This window comes from Pseudomonas tohonis (assembly GCF_012767755.2).
Taxonomy (GTDB): Bacteria; Pseudomonadota; Gammaproteobacteria; order Pseudomonadales; family Pseudomonadaceae; genus Metapseudomonas; species Metapseudomonas tohonis.
In genome coordinates this window covers 3903069-3917715 of sequence record NZ_AP023189.1, presented here as the reverse complement: position 1 = coordinate 3917715, position 14647 = coordinate 3903069, and the positions used below count along the sequence as shown (strand labels likewise).

Here is a 14647-nt window from a genome sequence, read left to right as displayed (position 1 = left end):
GAAAGATTTCCCGCAGGCACGGGGCCGCGAGTGGCTGGCCGCTCCTTCGCGAACGAATTCGCTCCCACGGGGTGCTGCCGCTGCCGGCCCCTATTGCGCCAGCTGCTCCAGGGCGATGGCGAGGCGGTTGTCATGGCGGTAGCCGGTCTGGCCCTGGGCGGGGAGGCTGTCGGTCTGTTGCGGGGCGCGGGCCTGGGCGCGGTAGGCGAGGGGGCTCGTGCCGAGCTGGCGCTGGAAGCTGCGGCGCATGCGTTCCTCGTTGCCGAAACCGGTGGTCTCGGCGATGCGCTTGATGGGCTCGGCGCTGGTTTCCAGCAGCCGGCAGGCGGCTTCCAGGCGCAGGGTCTCCACGGCCTGGGCCGGGGTGCCGCCGGTGGCGGCGGCATAGGCACGGGCGAAGTGGCGCGGGCTCATGCCGATGCGTTCGGCCAGGCGTTCGACGCGCAAATCGGCGTCGAGGTTCTCGGCCATCCAGGCGTGCAGGCGCACCAGGCGCAGGTCACGGTCGCTGCGCAGGGCGTCGCTCTGCGCCTTGAGCGAGGCACTGAGCTGGGGCTGCTCGGCCGAACGGTGGATGAACAGGGTGAAGTAGCGCGCCAGCGCCAGGGCGGCGTGGGGGCCGAGGTCCTGCTCCAGCAGGGCGAGGCCGAGGTCGATGCCCGCCGAGGCGCCGCCGCAGGTCCACAGGTTGTCGTCGTGCAGGTACAGCGCGTCGCGTTCCACGCGCAGCGCCGGGTAGCCCTGTTGCAGGTCCTCGGCGAACTTCCAGTGGGTCACCACGCGGCGTCCGTCCAGCAGGCCGGCGGCGGCCAGGGCGAAGGCGCCGGTGCCCACCGAGCACAGGCGGCGGGCGCTGGGGGCATGGCGGCGCAGCCAGGCGATGGCGTCGGCATCGGTCTCCAGCCGCGACACGCCCGGGCCGCCGATGACGATCAGCGTGTCGATGTCCGGCACCTCGCGCGCCACCTGCTCCAGCGAGCGGGTGCACACCTGGATGCCGGAAATGGTCTCGATCTCGCCGCCCTCGGGGGAGGCCAGCACCACGCGGTAGGGCGGGTGCTCGGCCAGCTCGCCACCGAGCACGCGGGGCGCGGCGGCGAACACCTCCAGGGGCCCGGCGGCATTCAGCAGCAGGGCGCCGGGGAAGGCCAGGACCAGCACGGAGCGGGGCGCCGCGATGGCAGAAAAGGTGGGGTGTTTGACATGGAGGCGAGCGCGGGGCGTCGACATACTGGAGCCAGCCTTGATTCAGAGACCCGCGACGATGCGCCGATTCCTTTCCGCTGCCAAGCACCTGCCGCTGCTCGCCCTGCTGTGCGCCGGGCCGGCCCACGCCGAGCCGTCGCCCCTGGCGGCCCGGCCTGCCACCGAACTGGCCGGCGCCGAGCTGGAGGTGGGCGACCAGAGCGGCCTGGTCCAGGCGCTGCTGGCGGCGGCGGGTGAGGACCGCGACCTGCCGTACCGCCTCGACTGGCACCCCTTCACCGCCGGGCCGGCGCTGATGGAGGCGCTCAACGCCGCCGCCGTGGACGTGGGCGTGGTGGGCAATGCGCCGCCGGTGTTCGCCCAGGCCGGTGGCTTCGACGTGCGCATCATCGCCGCCGCCGAAGGCGCGCAGAACAACAACGCGCTGCTGGTACCGGCGGATTCGTCCCTGCACAGCGTCGCCGAGCTCAAGGGCAAGCGCGTCGCCGTGGCCAAGGGCTCCAGCGGGCACTACCTGCTGCTGGCCGCGCTGGCCGGCGCGGGGCTGAAGACCGCTGATATCCAGGTGCTCTACGCCAGCCCCGTGGATGCGCAGAACGCCTTCGCCAGCGGCCGCCTCGACGCCTGGGCGGTGTGGTACCCCTTCGTCGGCCAGGCCACCTCGCGGGGCGCGCGACGCCTGGTGGATGGCAGCCCCTGGCCCGAGACTGGCCTAAACTTCACCGTCGCCAGCCTGGCTGCCCTGAACGACCCGCTGAAGGCCGACCTGCTGGGCGACTTCGTCCAGCGCCTGGCCCGCGCCCAGGCCTGGGCCACTGCCAACCCCGGCCCCTGGGCGGAGCACCTGGCCGGCGTCACCCGCCTGCCGCTGCCCCTGGTGCAGGAGATGCTGCAGCAGCAGAGCCTGCGCTACGTGCCCCTGGACGGCCGCGTCAGCGCCCTGCAGCAGCGCCTGGCCGACGCCTTCGCCGAGGCGCGGCTGATCCCCCGGCCGCTGCAGGTGGGCGAGGCCTTCGACGACCGCTACAACCGCCTGCTGCCCAGCGCCCACTGACCCCCAGCCCGACCGCCATGCCGCACCCGCCGGCAGGGCGGCGCTCACCCGGAGAAACCCCATGCCCCCACTCGATTCCACCACCCTGCGCCGCCACGCCACCGGCCTGATCGCCGTCGACCGCGAGCGCTCCGCCGGCGGCTACACCCTGTTCGCCCCGCAGACCGCCGGCGGCAAGGTCTTCCTCATCGACATCGACGGCAACGAGGTGCACCGCTGGCAACTGCCGCAGCGCCCCGGCCGCGATGCGGTGCTGCTGGCCAACGGCAACCTCGGCTACAACGGCAACCACCCGGACTCGCCCGAGCTGTTCCCAGGCTGGTCGGTGTGGCACGGCGGCGCCTTCTCCGAGGTGACCCCGGAGGGCGAGGTGGTCTGGCAGCACACCGATCTCGCCCACCACCACGACGCCCAGTGGCTGGCCAACGGCAACCTGCTCTACACCACCGCCGAGCCCTTGCCCAAGGCCATCGCCGCGCGCGTGCTGGGCGGCATTCCCGGCAGCGAGGCGCCGGGCGGGGTGATCTATGGCGACGTGGTCAAGGAGGTCGACCGCACCGGCGCCACCCTCTGGGAATGGCGCAGCTGGGAGCACCTGGCGCCGGAGGACTACCCGCTGCACGACTGCTTCGAGCGCTACCACTGGCCGATGACCAACGCGGTGACCCCGGGGCGCGACGGCAAGGTGATCCTCAGCCTGCGCAGCGTCTCCTCGGTGATCGCCGTCGAGCGGGCCAGCGGCCGCGTGCTCTGGCGCCTGGGCCACGACATCGTCGCCCAGCAGCATTGCCCCAGCGAGCTGGAGGACGGCCGCGTGCTGGTGTTCGACAACGGCATCTCGCGCCCGCACATCTCCATGCCCCATTCGCGGGTGATCGAGGTCGACCCCATCGCCCAGCGCATCGAATGGCAGTACGCCGACACCCCCGGCTACGCCTTCTTCACCCCCTTCATGGGCGGTGCCCAGCGCCTGGAGAACGGCAACACGCTGATCACCGAGGCCAACTTCGGCCGGCTGTTCGAGGTCACCCGCGAAGGCGCCGTGGTGTGGGAGTACATCAACCCGCATTTCGCCGCCTACCCGGACGCCGCCTCGCGGGCCTACCTGCCGGGCGAGAACAACGCCATCTTCCGCGCGCACCGCTACCTGGCGCGGGACATCCCCTGGCTGCGCAGTTGACCGCGCGGCTTCACCCACCCACCCACGACCACCACCCGATCACGCTTACGCAGACCACGCGCAGCGAGGGTCCACTCATGACCGGAGTCCATGATGACCACGCCCTTCAACCGGCCCCCCTGCGCGTCCGCCCTGCGGATGCTGGTTCCCACCCTCGTCGCCCTGGCCTGCGCGCCGGGCCAGGCCTCGGCGGCCGAGCGCACGCCCGGCGCCACGGCCGATGACACCACCCTGCAAGCGGTGACGGTCAACGCCCGCCGCCGCACCGAGGAGGCGCAGTCGGTGCCGACACCGATGACCGTGCTCTCGGCACAGACCCTGGAAGAGCAGCGCCTGTACCGCGTGCAGGACCTGCAGCAGGCGATGCCCAGCCTCAATGTCGCCTTCATGCATGCGCGGCAGTCGAGCCTGTCCATCCGTGGCCTGGGCAACAACCCGGCCAGCGACGGCCTGGAAGGCAGCGCCGGCATCTACCTGGACAACGTCTACCTGGGCCGCCCGGGGATGGCGGTGTTCGACCTGCTGGACATCGAGCAGCTGGAGTTGCTGCGCGGCCCGCAGGGCACGCTGTTCGGCAAGAACACCACCGCCGGCGTGCTCAACATCGGCACCCGCAAGCCGAGCTTCACCGCCGAGGGCAGCGTCTCCACCTCCTTAGGCGAGGACGGCTACGTGCAGAACCAGGGCAGTTTCTCCGGCCCCCTGAGCGAGACCCTGGCCGGGCGCCTGTCGGCCTACCGCACCCGCGAGAACGGCTACGTGGAGAACGAGCACGATGGCCACACCCTGGGCGGCGGCACCCGCCAGGGCTTCCGTGGGCAATTGCTGTTCGAGCCGAACGAGGCCTTCAACCTGCGCTGGATCGCCGACTACAACGAGGAAGATTCCAGCGCCGGGACGCGCTCGCTGTTCAGCACCGGGCCGACCATCAACGGCGTCAACCGCTACGAGCAGCGCGCCGCCGCCGTGGGCGCGACCCTGGTGCGCGGGCGCCACGTCAACCTGGACGCGGACCAGAGCGTGAAGGTGTTCCAGGGCGGCACTTCGCTGGAGGCCAACTGGACGCTGCCCAACGACTTCACCCTGACCTCCATCAGCGCCTACCGCTGGTGGGACTTCACCCCGCGCAACGACGACGAGCTGAATGTGCGGGTGATGGACAACGTCGGCCAGTCCGCCCGCGACAAGCAGTACTCCCAGGAACTGCGCCTGGCATCGCCCACCGGCGGCGCCTTCGACTACGTGCTCGGCGCCTATTACTTCCGCCAGGAAATGCGCAACGAGGTGTTCACGTACTACGATCCCCTGGCCGACACCTGGAACGGCACGCCGGCCGGCGCGCTCAACGACGTCACCAGCATCGGCAAGGGCCGGATCGATACCGACAGCTTCGCGCTGTTCGCCCAGGGCACCTGGCACCTCACCGAGCGCCTCGATTTCACCGCCGGGGTGCGCGGCACCTACGAGGAGAAGCAGGCGCGGGTCGGGCGCAATGCCCCCGTGGGCGGCGCTGCCGTGAGCGGTGCGGCGGCCTCGGTACGCAATGCGCGGGTCGGCGCCTACGACTCGGGCGACCTGGCGCAGTACAGCTTCAGCCCCTCGGCGCTGCTCAGCCTGGCCTACCGCTTCGACGACCGGGTGCTGGGCTACGCCTCGCTGTCCCACGGCGAGAAATCCGGCGGCGTGAACCTCAGCGTCGCCAGCGCCCCGGTGGCGGGGGCGGACTCGCTGCTGATCGGCACCGAGCGCGCCAACGATGCCGAGCTGGGCGTCAAGAGCACGCTGCTGGACAACCGCCTGCAGCTCAACGCCAACCTGTTCTGGACGGTGGTCCACGGCTACCAGGCCAACGCCTACGACGACGCCAACCTCACCAGCTACCTCACCAACGCCGGCAGCGTGCGCAGCCGGGGCGTGGAGTTCGAGGCGACCCTGCGCCCGATTCGCGGGCTGACCCTGAACGCCAACGGCTCGTACAACGACGTGCGCTACCTCGCCTACGAGGACGCTCCCTGCCCGGCGGAAGTGGCCCTGCGCCCCGGCGCCCCGGCCTCGTGCGACCTCAGCGGGCACAACGTGGTCGGCGCCTCGAAGTGGATCTTCAACGGTAACGGCACCTACGAGTGGCAGTTGGAGACGGTGCGCCCGTACCTCAACGCCAGCTACGCCTTCCGCTCCCACGCGGTGGGCACCATCGATGACTCGCGCTACGCCCAGTTGCCCAGCTACGCGCTGGTCAACCTCGCCACCGGCGTGCGCGGCGACCTCGGGGACGGCCAGTGGGACGTGTCGCTGTGGTTGAAGAACGCCTTCGACAAGACCTACTACACCACCCTGTGGAACTCGCCGAACGGCGCCTACACCGGCGTGCTCGGCACCCCGAGGACGCTGGGGATGACGGCGCGGTACGACTTCTGAGGCAGGCATGCGTGTGTGCTGCAAGGTCGCTTGGTGGATGAAAGGAGCGTCATCCACCACACCGGTTGGCGCCCTGGTTCGAGTTGGGCACGGCGTCGTAGGTCGGTGCCGAGCGTAGCGAGGCCCAACGCGGCGATATCGGGCCCAACCGCAGAGGCTCTCCTTGTGGGAGCGGCTTCAGCTGCGAAGGACCTGCCGCCGGCACAGGGTTGCGAGCGGGCTGGTATTTGCTGTGGGGCGCAGGCCAAACGGGGTCGCCAGGCTCTATAGTTGCGCCCATCCCCGTCCTGCCTGCCGAGCCCTAGCCGATGATCACCCGTCCCCAGAATCCTTCGATCCCGGTCCTGCTGTTCTCCCTCAAGGGGTCGATCATCCCGGCCATCTGGCGCAAGGTGGTGTTCACCGTGCTGATCAGTTCGGTGGTGGTGGCCACCCACGGCACGCTCTATCACTACAAGGTGATCCTCACGGCCACGCCCTTCACCCTCTGGGGGCTGACGCTGGCGATCTTCCTCGGCTTCAGGAACACCGTGGCCTACCAGCGCTTCTGGGAGGCACGCACGTTGTGGGGCGAGCTGCTGATCGTCACCCGCAACCTGACCCGGCAACTGCTGAGCCTGACCCCGGCCATGCCGCCAGCCGAGCGCCGCCGGCTGGTGGATGCGCTGGCCGCCTTCAGCCATGCGTTGCGCGATCACCTGCGTGGCGCGGGCGATGGCGCCGACGTGCAGCGCCTGCTGGACGCGCCGGCCCGCGCGCAGCTGGCCGGCAAGGGCAACGTGCCCAGCGCACTGCTGGGGCTGATCGGCCAGCGCGTGATGGCGGCGAGCCGCGAGGCGGGGGCGGGCGAGAGGGTCCAGGCGACCCTCGACGAGCAACTGACCCGGTTGTCCTATGTGCTGGGTGGGTGCGAGCGCATCAAGAACACGCCCATCCCCTATCCCTACATCCTCATGCTGCACCGCATCGTCCACGTGTACTGCTTCCTGCTGCCGTTCTGCCTGGTGGACGCCATCGGCTGGTTCACGCCCTTCGCGGTCTGCGTGCTGGCGTACACCTTCTTCGGCCTGGATGCCCTCGGCGACCAGATTTCCGACCCCTTCGACACCCAGCCCAACGACCTGCCGCTGAACGCCATGTGTCGCAACATCGAGATCACGGTGCTGGAGCTGCTGGGCGAACCCGCGCCCGAGCCGGCACAGCCGGTGAAGGGCGTGCTGCTCTAGCGCGGGTGACGCGCCGGGCCTCAGGCCGTCTGCTCGAAGGCCTCCAGGGCGCGCAGCGAGTAGATGTAGGCCGCGCCGGCGTTCAGCGAGATGGCGGTGGCCAGGGCCTGGGCCAGTTCGGCCTCGGTGGCGCCGGCCTTGCGCGCGGCTTCGGCATGCACGCCGATGCAGCCGTCGCAGCGAGTGGTGATGGCCACGGCCATGGCGATCAGTTCGCGGGTCTTGGCGTCGAGCGCGTCGCCGTCGCTGGCGGCGGCGCCCAGGGCCTGGTAGGCGGCGAGCATCTTCGGGTGGGACTTGCCGAGCTTGCCGAAGGCTTTCTTCACGGCGGGAACGTAGTCGGACCAGTTGAACAGCATGATGGCTTCTCCTAGCTTTGCACGGTGCCGGTCATCGGCCGGTGAGGAGAGTGTCCCGCCGGCGCGTTCCCGGCGTTTTGCATTCCTGCCCATCCCTTTGCCGAAACGTCCCGATGCACGCATTCGACCACCTGATCGACCTGGCCAACCTCCGTGGCGTGCTGGACCTGCGCTGCCAGCTGCACGGCAACTGGTCCCTCGACCACCCGCGCCTGCCGGCCGGCCAGGCCAGCTACCACATCCTGCTGCGCGGCGAGTGCCGCCTGGAACTCGCCGGCCAGCCGCCCCGACGCCTGCACGCGGGGGAGATCCTGCTGCTGCCGCGCAGCGATTCGCACCTGTTGCAGGCCGGCCAGCCGGGCCGCCTGCCCACTCCGACGCCCCCGCACGAAGAGCCCGGGCGCATTCCGCTCTTGCGCATCGGCCAGGGCGGGGAGGGCTTCGAGATGCTCTGCGGGCGCATCCACTACAACCCGCGCGCGACCCTGCTGGAGGCCTTGCCCGATGTGCTGGTGGTGCAGGCCGGCGCCACCTCGGAGGGCCGCCTGGCTGCGGTGGTGGAACTGATGCGGCTGGAGGCCGAGGGCGAAGAGGTGGCCAACCAGGCGATGGTCGACGGGCTCTCGGTGATCCTCTTCACCCTGGTGATGCGCGCCTACCTGCGGCAGCGCCAGGACCTGCCGGGCATCTTCGCCCTGCTGCGCGACCGGCGCCTGGGCAAGGCGGCGCTGGCGCTGCTGGCGGACCTCTCGCGCGACTGGCCGGTGGAGGCACTGGCGGCCGAGGCGAACATGTCGCGCTCCAGCTTCATGCGCGCCTTCACCCAGCTCGCCGGCACCCCGCCCGCCAGCCTGGTGACGCGCCTGCGCCTGGAGCGCGCGCAGCAATTGCTGCAAGGCACGGCAATGAGCATCGGCGCCATCGCGCTGGAAGTCGGTTACCCCAGCCAGGCGTCGTTCAGCCGCGTGTTCCGCCAGCACCTGGGCGAATCACCGGCGGGGTACAGGCAGCGCAACCGGGGTTGATCGGCGGTACCCGGCATGGCTCCGGTTGGTGGACCGTAGAGCGTGGTCCAGCCGGCGGCGCTGCGCGCCGCTTGGCGACTGAAGTCGCCCCTACAGGGCAGTGCCACGGTGAGGATTGCCTGTGGGAGCGAATTCATTCGCGATTCAACCCGCTCTTGGGTTGGCGTCGCGAGACCCTGGCCGCCACCGGTGCCGAGCTCATCGGCCATCAAGCACCCGCTGGGGCCCCGTTGCAGGGCGCCGGGGCAGGTTGCCTGGGCCGGGTCGGGATGCTGGCGAGCACAGCACATCCGTGCAATCCCGGCGTGGCTCGCGGGGGGATAGTGTGGGCTTGGAGGGCCGGACATGGCCCGCTCCAAGCCCACCTATGACCATTCCTGGAGGTTTGCATGACGACGTTCGTGGCCCGTGACGGCACCGAGATCTATTACAAGGACTGGGGCAGCGGCAAGCCCGTGCTGTTCAGCCACGGTTGGCCGCTGGATGCCGACATGTGGGAATACCAGATGCAGTACCTGAGCAGCCGCGGCTACCGTACCATCGCCTTCGACCGCCGTGGCTTCGGTCGTTCCAGCCAGCCGTGGAACGGCTACGACTACGACACCTTCGCCGACGACATCGCCCAGCTGATCGAGCACCTGGACCTGCACGAGGTGACCCTGGTGGGCTTCTCCATGGGCGGTGGCGACGTCAGCCGCTACATCGGCCGTCATGGCACCGGGCGGGTCGCCAAGCTGGCGCTGCTGGGCGCGGTGACGCCGATCTTCGGCAAGACCGCCGACCATCCGCTGGGCGTGGAGCAGGCCGTGTTCGATGGCATCAAGGACGGCCTGCTGAAGGACCGCGCACAGTTCATCGCCGACTTCGCCGCGCCGTTCTACGGCATCAACCACGGCCAGCAGGTTTCCCAGGGCGTGCTCACCCAGACCCTGAACATCGCCTTGCTGGCGTCGCTCAAGGGCACTATCGACTGCGTGACCGCCTTCGCCGGCACCGACTTCCGTGGCGACCTGGCCAAGGTCGATGTACCCACCCTGGTGATCCATGGCGACGACGACCAGATCGTGCCGCTGGAGGCCACCGGCAAACTGGCGGCGGAGTCGATCCCCGGCGCGGTGCTCAAGGTCTACGCAGGCGCCCCCCATGGCTTCGCCGTGACCCACGCGCAGCAGTTGAACGAGGACCTGCTGGCGTTCCTCGCGCAGTGACCCTGCCGCCGGCCGCCCGCAGGGGTGGCCGGCCCTCGGGGCTTCAGGCCGTCACCGTGGCGAAGGCCTCGGCGATGGCGTCGATCACCACCCGCACCCGCGCGGTGTGGCGCACGTCCCTGTGCGTCACCAGCCAGACGTCGTAGGGGCGGATCTCGCGTTCTTCCCAAACCCGCACCAGCCCATCGCGCGCGCCGAGCGGCAGGGGAATCTCGCCCAGCCCCAGGCCGCTGGCGACGGCATGGCGCACCATCAGGCCCGAGGTGCAGGTGATGGCGATGCGGCCGTGGCTGATGGGCTCGGACGCCAGGGTCACGTCCTTGCCGCTGTCCAGGTAGGGCTGGTAGAGCACCAGGTCGTGGCCGGCGAAGGCCGCTCCCGGCTCGGGGGTGCCGCGTGCCTGCAGGTAGCCCGCCGTGGCGAACAGGCCTGCGCTCCAGCGCGCCACCCGGCGCACCACCAGGTCGGGGTTGTCCGGCTTCTGGTTGCGCACGGCGATGTCCGCTTCGCGCTTGGTCAGGTTGAGCATCTGCGTCGAGGCCTGCAGCTGCACTTCGATGTTCGGGTGCTCCAGGCGCATGCGCGCCATGGCCGGAATGATGAAGTCGGCGGCGAAGGACTCGGTGGTGGTGACCCGCACCACGCCGGCCAGGCGGTCGTCCATGCCGAGGATGCGCCGCTGCAGGTCGGCGGCTGAGGCTTCCATGTCCAGGGCGGCGGCCATCGCCACCTCACCGGCGGCGGTCAGGGCGTAGCCTGCGGAGGTGCGCAGGAACAGCGTGGCGCCCAGGGACTGTTCCAGCGAGGCGAGCCGGCGGCCGACGGTGGCCTGGTCGACCACCAGCGCGCGGGCGGCGCCGCGCAACGTCTGTTCGCGGCACAGGGCGAGGAATATGCGGGCGTCGTCCCAGTTCATCCGGGGCTCCTGTGTGATGCAAAAATGCATTGCAGTGGTTTGAAAACGCTGCATTATTTCATCTTTCCGCGCGCTTATCCTCCTCTCATCGCGACTCCGTCACCTGAGAGGTCATCATGGATTCCGCCCCGTCTCACGCATCCTCCCGCCGCTCGCCCTGGTTGCCCATCTGGGCGGGCATGTGCGCCAGCCTGGTGGGCATCGGGCTCGCCCGCTTCGCCTACACACCGCTGGTGCCTTCGCTGATCGAGGCGCACTGGTTCTCCGCCTCGGCGGTGTTCTACCTCGGCGCGGCGAACCTCGCGGGCTATCTGGTTGGTGCCCTGGCCGGCCGGCCGCTGGCCCGGCGCTTCTCCAGCCCTGCCGTGCTGCGCGCGATGATGCTGCTGGTGACCCTGTCGTTCTTCGCCTGCGCGGTGCCCTTGTCGCTGGGCTGGTTCTTCGCCTGGCGGCTGTTCTCCGGCATTTCCGGTGGCGTGATCATGGTGCTGGCCGCCAGCACCATCCTGCCGCGGGTGCCGCCGCAGCGCCGGGGCGTGGCGGGGGGCGCGATCTTTCTCGGCCTGGGCCTGGGCATCGCCGGCTCCGGGACCCTGGTGCCGCTGCTGCTGTCCTCCGGCCTGCGCCAGGCCTGGGTCGGGCTCGGCGCGGTGGCGGCGTTGCTGACGCTGTCCAGCTGGTGGGCCTGGCCTCGCGAGGGGGTGCACCTGGCCGACGCGGCGCCGTCGCCCGCACCCGGTGGCGCAGGCGGCGTCCACCTGCTGTTCGCGCAGTACGCGCTGATGGCGGTCGGCCTGGTGGCGCCGATGATGTTCCTGGTGGACTACGTGAGCCGCAGCCTGGGGGCCGGCCACCACGCCGGGGCGCTGCTGTGGACGCTGTACGGCCTGGGTGCGACGCTCGGCCCGGTGGTGTACGGCTTCCTCGCCGACCACCTGGGCGCGCGCAGGGCCATCCGCCTGGTGCTGGCGGTGCAGGCCGTCGCCCTCGGCGTGCTGCTGGCGTCCGGCGATCTGCGCGTGCTGGCAGGGGCGGCGCTGCTGATCGGCTCCTTCCCGCCGGGCATCGTGCCGCTGGCCCTGGCGCGGGTGCACCAGCTGGTGGCCGACCACCCTCGGCAGACCGCCACCTGGAGCCGCGCGACGGTGTCCTTCGCCACCTTCCAGGCACTGGCCGGCTATGGCTATTCGATGCTGTTCTCGGCGAGCGGCGGCCAGTACCCGGCGCTGTTCGCCGTCGCCCTGGGCGCCATCGTCCTGGCGCTGCTCCTGGATCTGTCGCTGGCCCTGAAGGCGCGCGCGGGGGTGCGACTCACGCAACGGGCGGGGAGCGGGGCGGCCTGAAGGGCGCGTCGCGAAAAACCGCACAACGGTACAATTTACCGGCACCGGGACGGCCCACCATCGGCATGCCGGTGGCCGCTCGTCGGCGCCCGGCCCAAGGCCCGACTTCACGGGCGGGACGGCTGAAAGAGCCAGACTATCGACCCCCAACGCTGCCTCTATTAGACCTCCTCCAATGGAGGTCTAGTCTTGCTCTAGCGTTGGGCTCGGTCCCGCGCCAAACCTGATGAAGGGATAACAACAGAGCCCTGCTGCCCGCTGTTGGAACATCGCTGTGCCGTGCATCCGTGGAGCCGTGGCGATCCGTCGACCGCCGCTCCGCAGGCGGTGGCCGGCGCGCCCGTTCCGACCCCTCCGGGCAGAGGGGCACACGCGACCCGAGGTGGATCCAGATGTCGACCGAATCGAAATGCCCGTTCAACCATGCCGCTGGCGGCGGCACCAGCAACCGTGACTGGTGGCCGAAGCAACTGAACCTGAAGATCCTCCACCAGCATTCCTCCCTGTCCGATCCGATGGACCCGGACTTCGACTACGCCAAGGCCTTCAAGAGCCTCGACTTCCAGGCGGTGAAGCGCGACCTGCACGCGCTGATGACCGATTCCCAGGACTGGTGGCCCGCCGACTTCGGCCACTACGGCCCGCTGTTCGTGCGCATGGCCTGGCACAGCGCCGGCACCTACCGCACCGGTGACGGCCGTGGCGGCGCGGGCACCGGCCAGCAACGCTTCGCCCCGCTCAACAGCTGGCCGGACAACGTCAGCCTGGACAAGGCGCGCCGGCTCATCTGGCCGATCAAGCAGAAGTACGGGCGCAACCTGTCCTGGGCCGACCTGATCGTGCTCACCGGCAACGTCGCGCTGGAGTCCATGGGCTTCAAGACCTTCGGCTTCTCCGGCGGCCGCCCCGATGTGTGGGAGCCGGACGAGGACGTCTACTGGGGCACCGAGACCGTCTGGCTGGGCGGTGACGAGCGCTACGGCAACACCAAGGCGGTGCAGGAGCCGGGTGACGGCACCCTGGTGGCCGAGCCCGGGAAGCACGGCCAGGAAGAGAGCCGCACCGACCAGGGCCAGCGCAACCTGGAGAACCCCCTGGCCGCCGTGCAGATGGGCCTGATCTACGTGAACCCGGAAGGCCCCGAAGGCAACCCGGACCCGGTGGCCTCCGCGCGGGACATCCGCGAGACCTTCGGCCGCATGGCGATGAACGACGAGGAGACCGTGGCGCTGATCGCCGGCGGCCACGCCTTCGGCAAGACCCACGGCGCCGGCCCGGCCGACAACGTCGGGCCCGAGCCCGAAGCGGCCGGCCTGGAGGAGCAGGGCCTGGGCTGGAGGAACGCCTTCGGCAGCGGCAAGGGCGGCGACACCATCACCAGCGGCCTGGAGGTGACCTGGACCTCGACGCCCACGCGCTGGAGCAACGAGTACTTGGAGAACCTCTTCGGCTACGAGTGGGAGCTGACCAGGAGCCCGGCCGGCGCGCACCAGTGGCGGCCCAAGGGGGGCGCCGGCGACGGCAAGATCCCCGACGCCCACGACCCGGCCAAGCGCCGCGCGCCCTCGATGCTCACCTCCGACCTGGCGTTGCGCTTCGACCCGGCCTACGAGCAGATCTCGCGGCGCTTCCTGGCCAACCCGGACCAGCTCGCCGATGCCTTCGCCCGCGCCTGGTACAAGCTGATCCACCGCGACATGGGCCCCATGGCCCGCTACCTGGGCCCGGAGCTGCCCGCCGAGGAACTGCTGTGGCAGGACCCGATCCCGGCCGTCGACCACCCGCTGGTGGACGATGCCGACGTCGCCGCGCTCAAGGCCAAGGTGCTGGGCTCGGGGCTCTCGGTGTCGCAACTGGTGTCCACCGCCTGGGCCGCCGCGTCCTCCTTCCGCGGTTCGGACAAGCGTGGCGGCGCCAACGGCGGGCGCCTGCGCCTGGAGCCTCAGCGCTCGTGGGAAGCCAACCAGCCGGAGCAGCTGAAGAACGTGCTGGCCGTCCTCGAAAGCATCCAGGCGGAGTTCAACGCCGCCCAGGCCGGTGGCAAGAAGATCTCCCTGGCCGACCTGATCGTCCTGGCCGGTGGCGCCGGCGTCGAGCTGGCGGCGAAGAACGCCGGGCACAGCATCACCGTGCCGTTCGCGCCGGGGCGCATGGACGCCTCCCAGGAGCAGACCGACGTCGAGTCCTTCGGCTTCCTCGAGCCCATCGCCGATGGCTTCCGCAACTACCTCAAGGGGCGCTACAGCGTCTCCGCCGAGGAGCTGCTGGTGGACAAGGCGCAACTGCTGACCCTCACCGCGCCGGAGATGACCGTGCTGGTCGGCGGCCTGCGCGTGCTCGGCGCCAACGTCGGGCAGAGCCGGCACGGCGTGTTCACCCAGCGGCCGGAAACCCTGACCAACGACTTCTTCACCCACCTGCTGGACATGAGCGTGGAGTGGAAGCCGGCCTCGGCGAACAGCTACGAGGGGCGCGACCGCAAGACCGGCGAGCTGAAGTGGACCGGCACCCGCGTCGACCTGGTGTTCGGCTCCCACGCGCAGCTGCGCGCCATCGCCGAGGTGTATGCCAGCGCCGATGCGAAGGACAAGTTCGTCAGGGACTTCGTCGCGGCCTGGACCAAGGTGATGAACCTCGACCGCTTCGACCTGCGCTGAACATCGCCAGGGCCTGACCACGACGCCTCCTTCGGGAGGCGTCGTGCATTGCGGG

General features: G+C 70.3%; 11 protein-coding genes. 8 read left to right on the top strand and 3 right to left on the bottom strand.

Annotation, left to right across the window (positions count from 1 at the left end):
• Window positions 1-90: 90 nt before the first annotated feature.
• On the bottom strand, window positions 91-1161 hold the full coding sequence (locus HSX14_RS17685; protein WP_308196936.1) for a GlxA family transcriptional regulator: 1071 nt from the start codon (window positions 1159-1161) through the stop codon (window positions 91-93).
• 103 nt (window positions 1162-1264) lie between these two features.
• Here HSX14_RS17685 and HSX14_RS17680 point away from each other — a divergent pair, with 103 nt between their 5' ends.
• The 4 genes from HSX14_RS17680 (at window position 1265) to HSX14_RS17665 (ending at window position 7084) form a co-directional block, all read left to right on the top strand.
• Window positions 1265-2260 carry an ABC transporter substrate-binding protein gene (locus tag HSX14_RS17680; RefSeq protein ID WP_173177238.1) on the top strand — a complete coding sequence of 332 codons (996 nt, stop codon included), beginning with the start codon at window positions 1265-1267 and terminating at the stop codon, window positions 2258-2260.
• Between the two features lie 61 nt (window positions 2261-2321).
• Window positions 2322-3440, top strand: coding sequence for an aryl-sulfate sulfotransferase (locus HSX14_RS17675; protein WP_173177236.1), 1119 nt, complete (start codon window positions 2322-2324; stop codon window positions 3438-3440).
• Window positions 3441-3533: 93 nt separating this feature from the next.
• A complete protein-coding gene (locus HSX14_RS17670; protein ID WP_228723456.1) occupies window positions 3534-5858 on the top strand; it encodes a TonB-dependent receptor in 2325 nt (774 codons plus the stop codon).
• Window positions 5859-6166: 308 nt separating this feature from the next.
• A complete protein-coding gene (locus HSX14_RS17665) occupies window positions 6167-7084 on the top strand; it encodes a bestrophin family protein (protein WP_173177232.1) in 918 nt (305 codons plus the stop codon).
• Window positions 7085-7104: 20 nt separating this feature from the next.
• Here the strand turns inward: HSX14_RS17665 and HSX14_RS17660 are convergent, their stop codons facing one another.
• Complete coding sequence (locus tag HSX14_RS17660) at window positions 7105-7443, bottom strand: carboxymuconolactone decarboxylase family protein (RefSeq protein ID WP_021220047.1); 339 nt, start codon at window positions 7441-7443, stop codon at window positions 7105-7107.
• Window positions 7444-7556: 113 nt separating this feature from the next.
• Here HSX14_RS17660 and HSX14_RS17655 point away from each other — a divergent pair, with 113 nt between their 5' ends.
• Together HSX14_RS17655 and HSX14_RS17650 are read left to right on the top strand one after the other, a co-directional pair.
• Window positions 7557-8468 (top strand): cupin domain-containing protein, encoded by a 912-nt coding sequence (locus HSX14_RS17655; protein ID WP_173177230.1) that lies wholly within the window; start codon window positions 7557-7559, stop codon window positions 8466-8468.
• Window positions 8469-8857: 389 nt separating this feature from the next.
• The gene (locus HSX14_RS17650) at window positions 8858-9676 is read left to right on the top strand and encodes an alpha/beta fold hydrolase (RefSeq protein ID WP_173177228.1); all 819 of its coding nucleotides are present in this window, start codon (window positions 8858-8860) and stop codon (window positions 9674-9676) included.
• 43 nt (window positions 9677-9719) lie between these two features.
• On the opposite strand, the gene HSX14_RS17645 is transcribed toward HSX14_RS17650, so the two are convergent.
• On the bottom strand, window positions 9720-10592 hold the full coding sequence (locus tag HSX14_RS17645; protein ID WP_173177226.1) for a LysR family transcriptional regulator: 873 nt from the start codon (window positions 10590-10592) through the stop codon (window positions 9720-9722).
• 116 nt (window positions 10593-10708) lie between these two features.
• On the opposite strand from HSX14_RS17645, the gene HSX14_RS17640 reads away from it, so the two are divergent.
• Window positions 10709-11935 carry a YbfB/YjiJ family MFS transporter gene (locus tag HSX14_RS17640; protein ID WP_173177224.1) on the top strand — a complete coding sequence of 409 codons (1227 nt, stop codon included), beginning with the start codon at window positions 10709-10711 and terminating at the stop codon, window positions 11933-11935.
• Between the two features lie 392 nt (window positions 11936-12327).
• Window positions 12328-14592 (top strand): catalase/peroxidase HPI, encoded by a 2265-nt coding sequence (katG, locus tag HSX14_RS17635; RefSeq protein ID WP_173177222.1) that lies wholly within the window; start codon window positions 12328-12330, stop codon window positions 14590-14592.
• Window positions 14593-14647 lie beyond the last annotated feature (55 nt).